Here is a 17,532-nt window from a genome sequence, read left to right as displayed (position 1 = left end):
TTAATAAACAAGACATGGTTATGAAGAATAATTGGCTGTTATACATGAGCATCATTTTTGTTTTGCTTAACGGCTGTGCCGCAGACTCTTTGAGCGAGACAAACCTTTCGGCGGAACAGGCGAAAGAAATAAAGTCTTTTGCTTTGGTTGTAGATGAAACCAAGTACTATGGGGTGATTGATGAAGAATCGAAGGTGATAAAAGTAGGAGGAATCGATTATTCATCCAACATCACAGACGTGGAATGGACATTGGCCGACGGAGTTGTCATGGGCGAACCCGACCCCAAGACTTTTGTCGGCAAACAGTGGGACAAAGAAGCCGTTTTCTCTTTGGAGGCCGGAGGGCGGAAAGTCGATTACAAGATTATATTGAATGACTATCAGGGATATATCAAGAAGAAATACATGAATGTAGGATATTTGCCCGTCAGTGAATATCATCCTGAGAAACGTGAACTGAAATGGGATGTATTGACTCATATCATCATTACTCCTCTTTATATAACCGCCGATGGCGAACTTGACGACAGGAAGATGACCTGGGCTATGGAAGGAGGAGTCAGTGCGATTGCGGCAAGAGCCCATTCGAAAGGAGTAAAGGCCTTAATCTCTATCATGAGTGTTCCGGGAGAAGACAATAATACGTCTTTTTATACGGCATTGGAAACCCCGGAAAAACGGACGAAACTGATTGACAACCTGATAAAATATTGCCAAAGAAACGATTTGGATGGAATCGATGTAGATTATGAAGTAGGAGCATATTCGGGTCAACAAAGCAATGTACGGTTGTTGCCTTTCATGAAAGAACTCTATGAGAAGAAAGGTGACTTGCTCCTTACCGGTGCGGTATGGGTGATTGACTATTGGAAACCTTTATACACGACAGAATATCATAAATATGTCGATTACATCAATCTTATGGCCTATGGATTGGGAGGATGGAACGGTTCAGAAAAGGAAGAAGGCCAGCATTCGCCGTATGAAGGGGCAGTGAAAGCGATAGAACTGTGGACGAATGACTTGCAGGCACCGAGGTCTAAACTGTTATTGGGAGTACCTTTTTACGGCTTTTCCTGGGATGGGCTGGAAGGCATAGAAGAGGGACTTAATCCGTTTATCTCTTACGCCAATATCATGAAAGCCCGTCCGGATATGAAGGATGAAGATAATTTCGGTAGAACATGGTATAACGGAAGGAATACCATCAGGAAGAAATGCCAATTGGCGAAAGAGGAGGATTTGGCGGGCATCATGATTTGGGATTTGCGTTATGATGACGACCGTCCGGAATTCTCACTGTTGGATGTCATTGCAGATGAGTTGGATATGGCAGATTAAAGGGTGTACCCGATGATAAAGTTAACAGGTTAATACACAGTGTTTAGTGGACATATAGATACAGCGCGGTGGACATATATACTCACCATCGTGTATCTATATGTCCACCACGATAAGTATATATGTCCACCGGACTGAAAGACGATGCCTTATGATTGTTTATTGAATACCCTATTTCAGCTTCTTCCGGTACTCGTCCGAATTCAATATTTCCAACGCTTTTTGTACACTTTCGTTTGTCGTATTCATCACCCGGAAATATTCGTTCATATCCCAGAGGTCGCGGGCAATCAGCGCTTTGAGCTGTGTCTTGATAAGAGGAACCGATTTCCGGTATTGTTCTTCATTGAACTTCACCCCCTCTTTCTCGCCCATTTCCCGCAAAGTAGCCAGCATATCGTCGTTGATGACAAACTTTTCGTTGAATGATTCGAATTTCTTGTATTTGCCGGTCAATTCTTTCCGGTGTTCTTCAATGAACTTCATGGTGAATTTGATGACGGCGCCTTTGGCTACCAGGTTCCGGTGATAATCCGTATAAAGCGTGGTGTCGATAGGCACGAAATAATCCGGCATGATGCCGCCTCCGCCATAAACCGTACGTCCCAGTTTCTTCGTCTGCACTTTCAATGAATCCGGGAAATGGATGCTGTCGGCATTCATTAACTCACCGTGGTTGAAACGCTCTATCAGGTCTTTGTTGTAATCGGCCGTGCTGTCGTATGGTTTCTGTATGCAACGTCCGGAAGGAGTGTAATAACGGGCGATTGTCAATCGAATCATAGAGCCGTCCGGAAGGTCGATGGGCCGTTGTACCAACCCTTTTCCAAAGGAACGGCGGCCTACGATGATACCCCTGTCCCAGTCCTGCACCGCACCGCTGACAATCTCACTGGCGGAAGCCGTGTATTCATCCACTAATATGATGAGTCGCCCGTTGCGGAAATCGCCGTTGCCCTTGGCATAAAAATCGCTGCGTTTGGCGGTCCGTCCCTCAGTGTAGACAATCAGTTCTTTTTGTTCCAGGAATTCGTTGGCGAGGTCAATCGCTGCGTTCAGATATCCCCCTCCGTTTCCTTGCAAGTCGAGAATCAAGTCCTTCATTCCTTGCTTCTGGAGGTCTTTCATGGCTTTCTTGAACTCTTCGGCCGTAGTCGCTCCGAAACGGTTGATTCGGATATAACCGGTTTTCGGTTGAATCATATAAGCGGCATCAAGGCTGAGGATAGGAATTTTATCCCTTTTTACCGTGAATTGCAACGGGTCCTGTACGCCGCGGCGGACAACCGTCAGATTCACTTTTGAACCTTTCGGGCCGCGGAGACGCTTCATGATATCTTCCGTGCTCATTTTTACCCCGGCAATCGCACTGTCGTTGACGGCTACGATACGGTCGCCGGCAAGGATGCCGACTTTCTCGGAAGGGCCGTTGCTGACCGGCTGCACCACCAGCAAAGTGTCTTCAATCATCTGGAATTGTATTCCGATTCCTTCGAAGTTGCCTTGAAGAGGTTCATTCATTTTTTTCACTTCTTCGGCATCCGAATAAGTCGAATGCGGGTCGAGTTGCGCCAGCATTTTAATAATCGCCTCTTCTACCAGCTTGTTCTCGTCTACCTTGTCTACATAAAAATTGGAGATGGCGAACTCTGCCATCTGCAATTTGCGCATGGCAGACGAACCGAAATTCTGGGCTTGTGCGGTGACAGCACACAGACATGCCAGGAGTATGTAAATCTTCTTCATGGTTATCATCTTGTTTTCCGTTAGTCATTCATCGTTCTTTTTTTCAGTTGCCCGTTGTCTATATCCGCGGCTCGTCGTAGATTTTCATTCCTTCCGGAATGAACTGGCTGATGTCTTTGTCGTAAGTCAGCAGCTCGCGTACGATCGTGGAACTGACGCAGGTCAGCTCCGGCTCCGTGAACAGCAGGATGGTTTCGATGCCTGCGAGCTTGCGGTTGATATCCGCAATCGTTTCCTCATATTCGAAATCCTTCACGGTACGGATGCCCCGGACAATGAACTTCGCGCCGACTTCCCGTGCGAAGTCGATGGTCAGGCAGTCGTATGACATTACCCGGATACGAGGAGTGTCTTTGTAAAGTTCCCGAATCATTTCCTCCCTCTTCTCGATGGGAAAATACGTGTTCTTGTTCTCGTTGATGCCGATTCCTATCACAATTTCGTCCATAAAGGTGAGTGCACGTTTCACAACCGAATAATGGCCGATGGTGAAGGGGTCGAAAGTACCCGGAAATATTGCTTTTCTCATGATGCCAAGTCTTCTTCTATAACCAGATTGTCTATAATGAAATTCTGCCGTTCCATCGTATTTTTGCCCATGTAGAACTCAAGCAGTTCTTTCACTGCATCCGTTTTGCGCAGGGTTACTTGTTCCAGACGCATGTCCTTGCCGATGAAATGCTTGAACTCGTCCGGTGAAATTTCTCCCAGACCTTTGAATCGGGTGATTTCAGGGTTCGGGCCTAGCTCGTTGATGGCATTGATACGCTCTTCCTCGCTGTAGCAGTAGCTTGTCTTTTTCTTGTTGCGTACACGGAACAGGGGAGTCTGCAGGATGTACACATGCCCTTTCTTTATCAGGTCCGGGAAGAATTGCAGGAAGAAAGTAATCAGCAGCAACCGGATGTGCATGCCGTCTACATCGGCATCGGTAGCTACGATTACTTTGTTGTAGCGTAGTCCGTCCAGGCCGTCCTCTATATTAAGGGCTGCCTGGAGCAGGTTGAATTCTTCGTTTTCGTAAACCACCTTTTTGGTGAGCCCGAATGAGTTCAACGGTTTACCGCGGAGGCTGAATACCGCTTGGGTATTTACATCGCGGCTCTTGGTGATGGAACCGCTTGCGGAGTCTCCCTCAGTGATGAAGATGCAGGAGTCTTCTTCCAGTCCTTTCCCTTTCGGGTCGTTGAGATGGATGCGGCAGTCCCGCAGTTTGCGGTTGTGCAGGTTCGCTTTCTTTGCGCGTTCGCGCGCCAGTTTCGTGACGCCTGCAATTGCTTTGCGTTCTTTTTCCGATTCCTGTATCTTTTGCTGGATAACCTCGGCTACGTCCGCATTCTTGTGCAGGAAGTTGTCCACTTCCTGTTTGATGAAGTCGCCCACATACTTGTTGACAGTCATGCCTCCGGGAGCCATGTTGGTGGAACCCAGTTTGGTCTTGGTCTGGCTCTCGAAAATGGGCTCTTCCACATTGACGGCGATGGCGGCAACCAGACCGTTGCGGATATCGGTGTAATCCATGTTCTTGTTGAAAAACTCTTTGATGGTGCGGGCGATGTGCTCCTTGAAAGCGCTTTGGTGCGTGCCTCCTTGGGTGGTATGCTGCCCGTTGACGAAAGAGTAATATTCTTCTCCGTATTGTCCGGTATGGGTGAAAGCGATTTCAATGTCTTCTCCTTTCAGGTGGACGATGGGATAAAGCCCGGTGGCTGTCATGTTATCGTTCAGCAAGTCTACCAGCCCGTTGCGGGACAAGATGCGGTGGCCGTTGTAGATAATGGCAAGCCCGGTGTTGAGATAGGTGTAATTGCGCAACATCGTCTCGATAAATTCGGGCTTGAAAGCGTAATTCAGGAATAATGTGTTGTCCGGTTCGAAAAAAATATAAGTCCCGTTCTCTTCTCCGGTATCCTGCGTTTGGTCTGTAAGCAGTTCTCCTTTAGAGAAGGTGGCGATGCGGACTTTCCCGTCGCGGTAACTGCGCACCTCAAAACGGGAACTCAATGCGTTGACGGCTTTTACGCCGACCCCGTTCAGCCCCACGCTTTTCTTGAAAGCCTTGCTGTCATATTTGCCGCCCGTATTCAGCATGCTGACCGCTTCAATCAGCTTTCCTTGCGGGATGCCCCGTCCGTAGTCGCGGACGCTGATACGGAGGTTTTCCTCGACGGTAATCTCGATTTTCTTACCGGCTTGCATTTTGAACTCGTCAATACTGTTGTCAATTACTTCTTTCAGGAGGACATAGATTCCATCTTCGGCATGTGCACCGTCGCCCAGCCTTCCGATATACATACCGGGGCGTGTGCGTACATGTTCCATGTCACTCAAGTGGCGGATGTTGTCGTCAGTGTACTCTACTGCATTGTTGTTGTCTACAGGTATCAATTCGTTCTCTTCCATAGTTATTTTTATTTTATCTCTTTGATGAACGCACGGCGGCGCTTATGTTGTTGAGTCTCGAAATAATCCCATTGCGCCTGGACTTTTCCGTTCATTTCCAGTTCGGGATTGCTTTCTGCAAAGATAAAACCTAATTTTTGATAAACCGGAATTAAATCGGAAAATAACAAAGCGTTAACACCTTTGTTCTGGTATTCCGGCTTCACGGCAACCAGTAGTAAATCAAGCATTTTCGCACGTCGTTTCATGAACAGCGCCTTCAACAGGTAGAACCATCCGAGAGGCAACAGGCGGCCGTGCGATTTCTGCAGCGCCTCGGCGAGCGAAGGCATGGAAATACCGACGGCTACCAGTTTGTCGTCGGCGTCGGTGATAAGCGTAACCATCCGCAGGTCGAGAATCGGAAGGTACATCTTGACGTACTGGTTGATTTGGCGTTGCGTCAGCGGCGAGTATCCGTAGAGAGGGCTGTATGCTTCGTTCATCAGCTCGAATATCTTCTGGCCGTAGTCTTTGGCTATTTTCTTCCCGGAGGTGTATTTTTTTATTTTGAGGTTGTATTTCCGTTGGATTAGTTCGGAGATGCGCTTGTGTTTGTCGGGGATGGCGTCCGGAATGTAGATTTTGTATTCCACCCAGTCGGCGTCTTTTTCAAATCCGAGTTTCTCCATGTGCACGGGGTAGTACGGATAGTTGTAGATGGTAGCCATCGTGCTGAGCTGGTCGAACCCTTCGATTAACATTCCTTCCGCGTCGAAGTCGGTAAATCCGAGAGGGCCGGCAATATGGGTCATTCCCCGTTCCTTTCCCCAATCTTCCACGGTCTTGATGAGCGCGGAAGATACTTCGGCGTCGTCGATGAAGTCTATCCATCCGAAGCGGACGTTCTTGCATTGCCACTTTTCGTTCGCCTGGTTGTTGATGATAGCGGCTACACGTCCCACTATTTTGCCGTCCCGGTAGGCGAGGAAGTAGTCGGCTTCGCAAAACTCGAATGCCGCGTTTTTCTTCTTGTTGAAGGTGTTGAGCATATCGTCGTAGAGGTCAGGCACAGAGTAGGGGTTATCCTTGTACATTCTGTAATTGAAACGGATGAATTTTTTAAGTTCTCTTTTCGTGGAGACTTTCTTGATTGTAATAGCCATATCTCGTATTTATGATTTGAGGAGACAAAGATACGTGATAATCTTTAAATTACAACGTGCGGGATGGCAAAAACTGTGCGGACGGAAGGCAAGGGCCGCCTCATTTTTCTGTCTTGGGGTTCAATCCGGCAATGAAGAACGGGTCTGTCCCGACGAGAAGCAATAAACATTGCCTGCGAAATCGCAGACAATCATTTTGTCTCCGGATAAAGCCACGGTCGAGAATAACGGCGCTCCAATATATTGTTTGTTTTTTATAATGCCTGTCGTCTGGTCGGCCGCGTACAGGTAGCCGTCGGAAGCCCCGATGTAAACGATGCCTTGCGATGCTGCAGGGCTGGTTTCTACTCCGGCTTGCGGGGCGGTGGAATAAGGGGCGGTGTACACGAGAGAGGGAGACGTCTCCAGTTTCCATTTATTGAAGAGGGTGGATTTGTCCAGTGCGAGAATGCCGCAGTCGGCGGTTCCGAAGATAATTTCCTCTTCCGTGACAAGCGGTGTAGAGGTAACGTCCAGGTTGGCGGACAACTCCTTTTGCCGAAGTATTCTCCCCGTTTGAGGCTCTATGGTGAAAAAGCTTTTGGAAGAGATAATCCATAATTCCCCGTCTTTGTAAACAGGAGACGCTCCCCGGTTGCTAAGCCCGTCGCCGGACAGTTTCCAGAGTAGTTTCCCGGTGTGGATGTCATTGGCGTATAATCCTCCCCATTGAGTCCCGCTGACTAATACCTCTTGGGCAACCGTTAGCGTGGTGGTAGCACCTTCCCGCTGTTTCCAGTCTTTGTTTGTCCAGAGCCTTTTTCCTGTTTTCAGGTCGTAGGCGGACAGGCCGGAGCCGATTCCGGCGTAGACCGTTCCTTCGTGTACGGTCAGGCCTTCCGGCAAGTAGGGATAACCTTGCAGGTCGATGTATCGTTTCCAAAGCAGATTTCCCGATTCGGCGTTTAAGGCGTACAGATGGCAGGAAACATCCTGGACCGCAATGATTCCGTTTTCGTATGCCATGGTGTTTTTAACGGAATTGGCTGTGCGGAATCTCCATAGCGGTTTGCCGGAATTGAGGTCGAAAGCGCAGACGGACGTGTTTAATGATACGTTATCGTCCGTGGTGGCGATGAATACTTTTTGCCCGGCAATGACGGGAGAGCTCATGAAAATATTGCCGCCCGCATTGGCTGTCCATTGAAGTTGCAGAGGCAGCTTGATGCGGGAATCGTTGACGCCGCCGGAATGCGCCGCATTTTGAAGCAGCGTATTCCAGTCATTGCCCGGAACGCTTGCCGGCTTGAAATCTTTCCGGTAGAGGAACCGGCTGGCAGCGGTCACTTTCTTTCCGTCCGTGAAAGAAGAGGTGACTGTAAGTCTCAGTTTTTTCCCGTCTGTACCGGCAGGCACTTCGATGTCTCCGTTCCAGTTCCAGTCGGTGAGGGGAGCCAGGTCGCCTCTGGCTATTTCCCGGTTGTCCTCCGTATCGTTCAGTACATAGGACACGCGCGATGTCTTTGCCTGGGAATGATAGGCATTGACGGAAACGGGAATCCGGCCGCCGGTATCGGGGCGGATGGCTGCGGTTTGGTTGTCTATGGGAGAGACGATGGCGATGTGCGGTTCGATGAAGGCGTATCTTAATTCCGTGCTGATATTGTTACCGGCATCTATCTTGATTTCGCGGAAAGCGGCGGGCGAGTGGTCGATGCCGCCTTTGTCCAACGTGCCTGTGCAGATGGTGTAAATACCGTTCTGGTTGCGGACGTAGTTATAGTGCATGTGCCCGTATATCTGGGCTTTGGTGTTGAAGGCCCGCAAGTCGAGCATGTGGCGGTCGTCGGCTTTGAAGACGAAGATGTCGCTCGGAGTAAGCAAATCGTGGTTGAAGAGGATTAAGGCCTTGTCTTTCCCGATGTGGGCAAGGTCGTTTTTCAGCCAGTTATATACGTCCGTTAGGGTATAGCCGGTCGGATTGTCGCCGTGGTCGATAGGAGTGACTACGTAATGGATATTGCCCACATCGAAAGAATACCATGTCGGGCCGTAAACAGATTCGTAAAGTTCTTCCCCGTATTTGCCTTTCACAAGGTCGTGGTTGCCGATGCAATAGTAAACGGGACAGCCCATCGTCTGTGCGTTGACGATTTGCCGGTGCATCCGCAATCCCGGTTCGTAACAGATGTCTCCGGTATGAATCAGGAAAGCGGGCTTTTCGTTATTGATATACTGTTTCAGGTCGGTGACCCAGCGTCCCATTCCTCCCGTCACTTCGGTGTCGGTGATTTGAATAAAGGAATGCGCTTTGGATTTCGTGCGTTCGCTTTCGGCCAGCAGGAAGTCATAGCTTTTTCTGTTTTCGCTGACGGGCAGGTAGAACTGCCCGGTTTCGAATCCGGCGGGAGTGGTGACGGTGATAAACCGCGTCTTTTCAAATCCGGGTAAAGAGAACCGGCCTTTCTTATCCGTCTCTACCACGTTTAGCCCGTCTGTTACCAGGATTCCCGCCAGCGGTTTGTCTTCTTTGTCCGGTGTGCCCGACTGGTTGGTGTCGATGTAGACTGTTCCTCTGAATTGAGCGCATAGCGGCAGGCATAGCAGGATTGGCAATAGTACGACGGATAATCTTTTCATGGCCGGTTCTCTGTTTTTAGTGTGTTAAGCTAATTTCTTTTATTTCAGTTGTTTCATTTCCTCATTGTAACGCATTTCTTCTTTGCACAGAGGCTTGTACCAGGTTTTTCTCAGTATCAGCGTGGTTGCCAGAAGCAGTCCGATTGAGCTCCAGAGCCCCAGTTGTTCACGGACAACGAGATACATCGGAATGACGGTAAGGCTGCATTGCCAGACAATGCCGACCGCCACGTTGAAGGCATCCCTTTTGAAATTTTTATTCGGCCGGATGTGAGGGTAACGCGCCGCCGCTTTCTTTTCAATCGGTTTCCACCATCCCCAAGGGCGTACGCGAGTGTAGAAACTGATTAATGTTTCTTCGTCGGTTGCAGGGGCGCTATAGGTTCCCAGGATACAGCCTGCCAGGGAAACGCCGAACAGTACGGGGAAGAAGTAAAGCACCCATGCGTCGGGAACGGTGAATTTCATGATAACGGCCGCTATGACTCCGGCGGTCATTCCCCAGAAATAACCTTCACCGTTGAAACGCCACCAGTGCCATTTCAATACGTTGGCGGCGATGTATCCTCCGAAGAGCGCACCCACAATCCATTGGAAGATTTCGTTGATATCTTTCAGGAAGAACCCGATAACGGTGCTGATTGCCACTACTGCCACGGAAATTGCATAACTGCTGCGTATCTGTGTCTTTACGCTTGCGTCCGGACGGATGTATTTCAGGTAGATGTCGTTCACGATGTAAGCGGGAGCTGCATTGACCGTGGAGGCGAAAGTAGACATGAAAGCAGCCAGCAACCCCGCCAGCAGCAGGCCCGCCAGTCCTGCCGGGACATAACGTGTAATCAGATGCGGGAGAATCGTCTCGAAATCGGTCCGTGTGGTCTCCATCTGCGCCAGTCCGCCGTCTTCCTTGAAAAAGTAGATAGCCAGCAGGGCGAATCCCATAATCATCAGGTAGCGGGGGATTAGCAGGACAACGGATACGGAACCGCTCATCAGGGCGGCTTCTTTGGGGGATTTGCAGGATAGAATCTTCTGCATGTCATAGTTGGGTGCGGGGCCTGCCATACTCATAAAGACTCCTTTCAGCAGGGCCATCATGACAAAGATGCTTATCAGACTGTAAGGTTCATTAGCCATTCGTTCGGTGAGAAGGTTCATCCGGCTGCTCCAGTCGATGTCGAGCGTCCGTCCGAAGAAAGGGGAGTCCCATCCGGCAGGTACGAATGAGTGAATCATTTCCGGCGCCACCATTTGCATGGCAATGACGACAATCACGATGCCCGCTACCGTCATAATCAGGAATTGGACGACGTCTGTCCATACGATGCTCAACATCCCTCCGAGCATAACGTAGAAAGTGGCGATGGTTGTGAAGAAGATGCCATACACGTGGGGAACGTATTCCGTGGGAACATGGAAGGGGAAATACGGGGATACCGCTTCCCAGGGGATGAATATCTCCATGAACTTACCGATGCCTATGAATCCGTAACTTAAAAAACCTAATACGCTTAATAAGGCGAATATTATCACCACAGTGTGGGAAAGCGTCGCCCCTTTTCCTTTTCCGAAACGGGTTTTAATCCACTCGGCGCCGGTGAGCACGTTCGAACGGCGCAGCCACACGGACAGGTAAACCATTAGGAATATCTGATTGAATACCGGCCATAGCCAGGGAATCCACAGGCTCTTGAACCCGTAGGCGAACGCCCAGTACACCATAAGCATCGTACCTGTGATATCGAACATTCCGGAAGCGTTGGACAGGCCGAGCATATAGAATGGAAGCGTTTTTCCTCCCAGGAAATAAGAGTCCATGTTTTGGGCGGCACGTTTTTTCAGGATGAGTCCGATGGCAATCATGGCAACCAGGTAAGCGCAGATGATGAGAAGGTCGGCAGTGTGTAATTTCATATGGTCGTTTTGGTTAATTGATAAGTGGCGGCAAAGGTAGGGGGAAAGCGGGCGGGAAACAAATATTATTTTAACTCATTTCGATACTATCCTTTAAATATTTCCTCGCTTTGGATACGGAGCCGTTTGAATGCGGAACTGTTTGAATGTAAGGCCGTATCGCCAGTTGCCCGGATAGCCGTATCCATCAGGGTTTCTGTCCTTTTTCAACATGGAAACCCTGACGGTCCGGGATACGGTCGGTAAAATGTCCGGAGTTACAATGCCGCAATGCTTTCTTCTAAAACAAGCTTGTTCGTTTCTATGAGCCGGCAGATGTTCTCTACGGATTTTGCAGAACGGAAACCGTCTGCCGGCGTATGCAAACAGTAGTCTGTCAGTCTCTCGATTGTGGAAGTTGCCACATGCATCCGGGTATCGGAAGAAGCATAATAAATATACACAGTCCCGTCTTCGTCCGCAATCCATCCGTTGGAAAAGAGCACGTTGGATACGTCTCCGATTCTTTCTTCTCCCCGGGGGGCCAATAAAAAGCCGCCGGGTTCGGCAATGGTTCTTGCCGGGTCTTCCAGGGATGTCATGTACAAATAGAGAACATAACGCAGGCCGGAAGCGCATGCGCGTACTCCGTGGGCGAGATGCAACCATCCTTTGAGGGTTTTGATGGGATGAGGCCCTTCACCGTTCTTTACCTCTTTAATCGTGTGGTAATGGCGGTGGTTTATAATGGTTTCTTCTTTTACCTCTGCATGGGTGATATCGTCTATCAGCGCCCAGCCGATTCCTCCTCCGTTTCCGGCATCGATAAAGTTATCTTGCGGGCGTGTGTATAGGGCATATTTCCCGTTTACGAACTCCGGGTGCAATACGACATTCCGTTGCTGGCTTTTAGCAATCAGATTGGGCAGGCGTTCCCAGTTTCTCAAGTCTTTGGTGCGCACAATGCCCGCTTTGGCTATGGCGGAAGACAAATCGCCCGGTGCAGCGTTGGCATCCAGGCTTTCACTGCAGAAGATTCCATAAATCCAGCCGTCTTCGTGAGCCGTCAGGCGCATGTCATATACATTGGTTTCCGCCGGGTCGGTGTTTGGCAATGCCAAAGGGTATTCCCAAAAACGGAAGTTATCTATTCCGTTAGGGCTTTCGGCGATGGCGAAAAAAGATTTCCGGTCGCTTCCTTCTACACGTACTGCCATCAGGTACTTTCCGTTCCATTTGATAGCTCCCGAATTCATGGCGGCATTAATGCCGATTCGTTCCATCAGATACGGATTGGTTTCCGGATTCAAATCATAACGCCATTCCAAAGGGGTGTGTTCATTTGTCAAGACCGGATATTCGTATCTTTCAAAAATCCCGTTGCCCGGAAGAATCATTTTGTTCGGACGGGTTATCAGAGCTTCATGCGCTTCTTGCAGAAGGCGCAATCTGTTATCATAAATTCTACTCATAGTGAATTGTTCTTTCTATATCTTTCTAAAGTCGGAAGTTACCGGAAGTGTGGGGGCACTTCCGGCGGATTCATACATTTTTATAGGACTGATGTGGTTATGTGTGGGCTATAATGTAAGAATCGTAATCTTTTCCGTCTTCACGGAACTTTATCCAGAAAAAGCCGTTTGGTTCCCGCCCTTCATCATATTGCACTTTTTCCATCACCACATTCGAAATCTTAATTTCACTACCGTTCTGTCCGGCACTATTGATAGTATATAATGTCGCATCGGTCTTACTGCCTTCTGTACGATTTCCTTTGAAAGAAATAACAAAGCCGTTTCGTATATTTTTGTCTCCGGCCTTTATCGTTGTGATACCGTCTGTTTCATTGATGGAACATCCGCCCGGTATTCCGAAGGAACCTTGGATAAACCATCTTGCTATATTCTTTTCAAACGGATAATCAATGCATTTCACGGTGATTACGGCCGATGTTCCGAGTATATCGTCGGTGACTGTAATCTTCTGATTCAATGCCATTTTCTTTTCAGCGCCATTTATAACCAGTTCCGGCTTATCTTTAGAGAGAACACATGTCATGGACGAACCGCATTCGATAGTGTAATGTCCGCTACCGTCTATTATAGGAATTTTTACTTCTTCGCCAATCCACAAGTTGTCGATTTGGGTCGTTTCTATATCAAGTCCGCCTGTTACCCTTAGTTTTATGGAACTTGTAAGTTTCATTTTGTCGGTAACAGTAATATTGACTTCTCCTTTGGAAACTCCTGTTACTTTAATGGCGTCTTCCGCTATTTCCGCCGTTGCTATTTCCGGATTTTCACTGACTACTGAATATTCGCCATTACCGGATGTGATATTGATATTCAAGTCTTTGCCTATCATGCAAACTTTTCCCGTTATATCCTCAATTACCAGATGATTGACGCATACTTTAACCTTCAAGGTCGTTTTATTTCCGTCGGCATCGGTTACGATAATATTGCAGAAATCACTGCTAAGTGCGGTAACTAATATTTTGCCATCGTTGTTTATTTCGGCAGTAGCTACTTCGTTGTTGCTGCTTTCCACTCGATAGCCGCCATTACCGCTGATGATATTAACTAGTTCTGTTTCGTTTTCACCCAGGAACATGACTAATTCTTCTTTGTCCAGTTTCAGTTCGAAATCTTCTTTTACCTTGATGGTGAACGCGGCCGAATGTTTGCTCCAATCCGTTACGGTAGCAGTTGTAGCTCCATCCTTCAGGCCATTGATGATAATACGGTTGCCATCTAAAGCGGCACTTGCTATGTTCTCGTCAGCTACGGTTATTTTATAATTGCCATTCCCGTTTGTGATATTGATTTCAGCAAAGGGGTTGGCTCCGTCCGCTTGTATGAAAACCTCCGTTTTGTCGATAGTCAGCTCACTGTACGAGGGGATGTCTTCCGAACATCCGAATGTTAGTATGGCGGAGCTTAATAAAGCTCCTGCCAAGTATATAATATTCTTTTTCATTCGTGTATTAATTCATTTTAAGTTCAGTTGTTCCTTTTATTTAAATCTTCCGGTGATAGTTACCACACTGTATTTAGGTACATTAACCGAACGTTTTCCGGTTGAAGAAGGATTCAGTTTCTTGCGGAACCACTTTACACTGGAATTGGAAGTATATGAAACCATACTTTCAAATTCTTTGCCTTCGATTTCCAGTAAAGCGTCAAATGCTCTACTTTTTGATTTGTTCACCAATACGATGGTATAAGTATCGTCTTTGATGTATGCCGATGCACTCAAATCCCTCGGAATTCTATTTGCCGTAGTCGATACGGTTTCTACATCTACACGTGTCGAACCTCTTTTGATATATCTGGAGAATTGCCCGATAGAGTAGTAACGGTCTACGCGATAATAGTTGGTACTGAAATCCCAAGCATCAGTTTGGAGAAGGTTTTCACCGGTCGTTGAGCATTGACGTGCTCCTGCCCACCATACAACGGCATTGGTACGCGCCTTCGTCAGGTAATCGTGATAGTTCTTTGCCCATTTCATCGCATCATTCCATGTCTCGTCGCGGGTTTTATCGTCACAAGTTTCTGTTTGCCATACGTGGATTCCATTTTCTTCGGCTGTTTTCATCGGTAATATGTTGGCGTCAACTGTCGAATAACCGTGCCCCGCTGCAACGAGGTTGGCGTCTACTAATTCCGGATTGTCTTTCAGTGCGGTTTCCACCCATTCAACGGCGTTTGCCCACCAAGGTAATTCTCCATAAATGATTTTTGTCTCCTGCAGGCCTTGCCTGTTCAGTTCCGGACGCAGGTTTTCCATTACGAAATCTGCCATTTGCTGGTTTCCCCACATACATCCGTCCCATCCGCCCATAGACTGGTCGGGCTCATTCCAGCCGGAGATACCATAGACATTGATGCCGAATTTCTCTTTAAAAGCTTTTGCGAAACCGGTAAGGAATTCGGCATACTCTTTGCTGTATTTACTATCGAAAGAACCGCTTCCGCCGCCTTTTTCCTCACCTGGACCAAAAGATTTCCACACAATCGGAGGAGTCCATACGGAAAAGAAATAATAGATGTCCATCAGCTTTTTCTTGCATAGATAGTCGATAATCCACAATTGCGCGTATTCTTTGAATTTGTCGCTGTTTGAACTGAAAAGTGCTTTTGCTTCCGCAGAATGCGCTCCTAAATGGTAGTTCTCTTGTGTTTTAAAATTGAATGTTTTGCCATCTTCCGATGCGGATGAAGCACATACTTCTCCACGGTAAATATTAAACCTCAATCCGTTTTCACCATATAGGTCATCCATGATTTGTTCGCGTTTGGTACACCCATATACGGCTTCCGCCCATCCGAAATTACACCCGAAACCGTCGATTTCCTGCTGCTTGCTTTCAGGTTGGATTTTGATAACCGATTCTGTGCTGGGTTCCGGTGAAAGACCGTCATCTTCGTCGGATATGACCATCGGATCTGGAATATACACGTCGTCATGGCTCAGGCTATTGTCATCACAAGCAGTGATGCAGCCGAGCAGCAAGAATAAAGATGTGCTTACAAATAAATATATCTTTTTCATAAATTCGTTTCTTAAATTGTTTTTAATTATTTCCATAACCCATTCTGTTCCACTGATGAGTTGTTCAGCTCTCCTGCAGGAATCGGGAAATATTTATATTTTTCCTTGAAGTTATAAGCTCCCTGTTTATCATTGCCTTTTAATATCATCTGGATTTGGGGAGTTGTGTACCAACGCTTCAAGTCGTCGAAGCGATGGCCTTCACCGAAGAATTCGAGCAGGCATTGGTGTTCAATCTCTTTCATCAAGTCAATTTGTTCGAATTTCTTTTGGGGTAAACCCGCTCTTTGGCGGATTTCGTTCAATGCCCAGTTGGCTTGGTCTTTGTCTGCAACCTTGGCGCAAGCTTCAGCGTATAGTAACAGTGTTTCTGCGAAACGTATTGCACGTACATTATTTGCTCTCCCTTCCACATTGCCCATGTTGTCGGCGCTTCTTGATTTTACGTAGTGTGCGGTATATTTTTTCAGAAGAAACTTACCGATTTGCGCACCGCTGGACTGGCTGACATTAAAGATAGGAGCGCCACCGGCCATTTTGGAAGCATTACCTGTCCAAAGATCATCCATTGTGAAAAGACCACCGTAGAATTTCCCGTCATACCAACCGTTTTCTTCTGATACCCAATCGCCGTATTCACTTGGCGTGAAGAACATACTGGCATAGATACGCTTATCATATTTCGAGTTTGGTTCTGCTGTTTTATCGGGGTTGTCAATTTCTTTCATTTTTTGACTTCCGTCTTCGTTGAATTGCGGATTTCCGTCTTTGTCCAAATCCGGTATCTGAATTTGGGGTTTACCGCCGCGTGTCTCAGTGGTGAATTCGCTGACAAGGAATGCGGAAGGCATCAATTTAGCCCATCCTCCTGATTTGGCGGGACCTACAAATTGTGCCAGTGAGCTTCCCAAACTGATGCCGCCTTCGTTGCCCCATGACATATCGCCGTCACTGCTATATTGCAGTTCAAATACGGATTCGGCATTGTTTTCATTGGCTGTAGTAAAATTATCCACGAAGTTTTCCATCAGTCGATAGCGTTTGCCCGGATTGGAACCGTCAACATAACTGTAAGAGGAATCAATCAGGCCTTTCAACAAGGTTTTGGCTTCGGCATATTTATGCTGCGTTGCATATACTTTGCCAAGTATAGTGATGGCTGCACCTCTTTCGATACGTCCTTTTTGTTCTGCAGGGCGGTTTTCGGGCAGGTTTCCGTCTTTGATGGCGGCAAGCAAATCCTTTTCAATCTGTGCCCAGATTTCGGATTCGGGAGATGCTTTTTTGTCGGCTTCGTCTTCGTTCGATGGGATTAGGCGTAAAGGAACTTCTCCGTAGTTGGTCACTAACAGGAAATACTGATAGGCTCTTAGCGTGAGGGCCTCCCCTTTAATGGTGGCACGATCGCTTTCCGTAATGCCGCTTGCCGGAACATTGTCGATATATCTCAGTACAATATTGGCGCGTTGGATGCCTGTATACAGTGCGCCGTAGGGGTCATTCCCTGTTGTTGCGGAGTTTTGGAATGTGGCAATATCCCACATGCTGGCTTCTTCGTTCAGTATAGTGAAGATATCGTCTCCACGGCTGTTGAGGTTGAGCCATCCGTCAAATGCACCGTAATATCCGTACATCTGGTATTTGATAGGTGAGTAAGCCGCTGCCAATGCACTTTCCGCATCCGCCTTATCTTTCCAAAAATTTTCATTTGTAAAGTGGTTCGGGTCTTTCAGATCCAGAAAAGAGTCGCTGCATGATGTCAGCGCTCCTGAAAGGAGAGCTGATACAAGCATATATGATAACCAATTCTTTTTCATAATTTA

Annotated in this window: 11 protein-coding genes; 1 reads left to right on the top strand and 10 read right to left on the bottom strand. The window is 47.6% G+C overall.

Annotated features, from left to right (window positions below; translation table 11 throughout):
- Positions 1 to 20: 20 nt before the first annotated feature.
- Positions 21 to 1,343 (top strand): glycosyl hydrolase family 18 protein, encoded by a 1,323-nt coding sequence (locus tag Q5076_RS08525; RefSeq protein ID WP_303012435.1) that lies wholly within the window; start codon positions 21 to 23, stop codon positions 1,341 to 1,343.
- Between the two features lie 171 nt (positions 1,344 to 1,514).
- On the opposite strand, the gene Q5076_RS08520 is transcribed toward Q5076_RS08525, so the two are convergent.
- The 10 genes from Q5076_RS08520 to Q5076_RS08475 form a co-directional block, all read right to left on the bottom strand.
- Positions 1,515 to 3,089 carry a S41 family peptidase gene (locus Q5076_RS08520; RefSeq protein WP_303012433.1) on the bottom strand — a complete coding sequence of 525 codons (1,575 nt, stop codon included), beginning with the start codon at positions 3,087 to 3,089 and terminating at the stop codon, positions 1,515 to 1,517.
- A gap of 58 nt (positions 3,090 to 3,147) precedes the next feature.
- Positions 3,148 to 3,618 (bottom strand): pantetheine-phosphate adenylyltransferase, encoded by a 471-nt coding sequence (gene coaD, locus Q5076_RS08515; RefSeq protein WP_303012432.1) that lies wholly within the window; start codon positions 3,616 to 3,618, stop codon positions 3,148 to 3,150.
- The gene (locus Q5076_RS08510) at positions 3,615 to 5,492 is read right to left on the bottom strand and encodes a DNA topoisomerase IV subunit B (RefSeq protein WP_303012431.1); all 1,878 of its coding nucleotides are present in this window, start codon (positions 5,490 to 5,492) and stop codon (positions 3,615 to 3,617) included. The genes coaD and Q5076_RS08510 overlap by 4 nt, the downstream gene beginning before the upstream one ends.
- A gap of 8 nt (positions 5,493 to 5,500) precedes the next feature.
- Positions 5,501 to 6,637, bottom strand: coding sequence for an N-acetyltransferase (locus tag Q5076_RS08505; RefSeq protein WP_303012429.1), 1,137 nt, complete (start codon positions 6,635 to 6,637; stop codon positions 5,501 to 5,503).
- 120 nt (positions 6,638 to 6,757) lie between these two features.
- On the bottom strand, positions 6,758 to 9,256 hold the full coding sequence (locus tag Q5076_RS08500; RefSeq protein ID WP_303012428.1) for a PQQ-binding-like beta-propeller repeat protein: 2,499 nt from the start codon (positions 9,254 to 9,256) through the stop codon (positions 6,758 to 6,760).
- A 39-nt stretch (positions 9,257 to 9,295) separates the two neighbouring features.
- The gene (locus Q5076_RS08495; protein WP_303012426.1) at positions 9,296 to 11,173 is read right to left on the bottom strand and encodes a sodium:solute symporter family protein; all 1,878 of its coding nucleotides are present in this window, start codon (positions 11,171 to 11,173) and stop codon (positions 9,296 to 9,298) included.
- Between the two features lie 257 nt (positions 11,174 to 11,430).
- Entirely contained in the window at positions 11,431 to 12,624 is a 1,194-nt protein-coding gene (locus tag Q5076_RS08490) for a glycosidase (RefSeq protein WP_303012424.1), read from the bottom strand.
- A gap of 97 nt (positions 12,625 to 12,721) precedes the next feature.
- A complete protein-coding gene (locus tag Q5076_RS08485; protein ID WP_303012421.1) occupies positions 12,722 to 14,131 on the bottom strand; it encodes an Ig-like domain-containing protein in 1,410 nt (469 codons plus the stop codon).
- Positions 14,132 to 14,167: 36 nt separating this feature from the next.
- Positions 14,168 to 15,709: a glycoside hydrolase family 30 beta sandwich domain-containing protein gene (locus Q5076_RS08480; RefSeq protein ID WP_303012419.1), complete on the bottom strand. Its 1,542-nt coding sequence runs from the start codon at positions 15,707 to 15,709 to the stop codon at positions 14,168 to 14,170.
- Positions 15,710 to 15,735: 26 nt separating this feature from the next.
- Positions 15,736 to 17,526, bottom strand: a complete 1,791-nt coding sequence (locus Q5076_RS08475) for a RagB/SusD family nutrient uptake outer membrane protein (protein ID WP_303012417.1) — start codon at positions 17,524 to 17,526, stop codon at positions 15,736 to 15,738.
- Between the last annotated feature and the right edge of the window lie 6 nt (positions 17,527 to 17,532).

The sequence above is a fragment of the uncultured Bacteroides sp. genome (assembly GCF_958445495.1).
Taxonomy (GTDB): Bacteria; Bacteroidota; Bacteroidia; order Bacteroidales; family Bacteroidaceae; genus Bacteroides.
The sequence above is the reverse complement of the archived record's forward strand: the minus strand, read 5'-3'. Positions and strand labels throughout refer to the sequence as shown.

Coding starts and splice junctions, on each gene's coding strand:
- Q5076_RS08525 (WP_303012435.1), top strand. CDS start 21: ATGAAGAATAATTGGCTGTTATACATGAGCATCATTTTTGTTTTGCTT.
- Q5076_RS08520 (WP_303012433.1), bottom strand. CDS start 3,089: ATGAAGAAGATTTACATACTCCTGGCATGTCTGTGTGCTGTCACCGCA.
- coaD (WP_303012432.1), bottom strand. CDS start 3,618: ATGAGAAAAGCAATATTTCCGGGTACTTTCGACCCCTTCACCATCGGC.
- Q5076_RS08510 (WP_303012431.1), bottom strand. CDS start 5,492: ATGGAAGAGAACGAATTGATACCTGTAGACAACAACAATGCAGTAGAG.
- Q5076_RS08505 (WP_303012429.1), bottom strand. CDS start 6,637: ATGGCTATTACAATCAAGAAAGTCTCCACGAAAAGAGAACTTAAAAAA.
- Q5076_RS08500 (WP_303012428.1), bottom strand. CDS start 9,256: ATGAAAAGATTATCCGTCGTACTATTGCCAATCCTGCTATGCCTGCCG.
- Q5076_RS08495 (WP_303012426.1), bottom strand. CDS start 11,173: ATGAAATTACACACTGCCGACCTTCTCATCATCTGCGCTTACCTGGTT.
- Q5076_RS08490 (WP_303012424.1), bottom strand. CDS start 12,624: ATGAGTAGAATTTATGATAACAGATTGCGCCTTCTGCAAGAAGCGCAT.
- Q5076_RS08485 (WP_303012421.1), bottom strand. CDS start 14,131: ATGAAAAAGAATATTATATACTTGGCAGGAGCTTTATTAAGCTCCGCC.
- Q5076_RS08480 (WP_303012419.1), bottom strand. CDS start 15,709: ATGAAAAAGATATATTTATTTGTAAGCACATCTTTATTCTTGCTGCTC.
- Q5076_RS08475 (WP_303012417.1), bottom strand. CDS start 17,526: ATGAAAAAGAATTGGTTATCATATATGCTTGTATCAGCTCTCCTTTCA.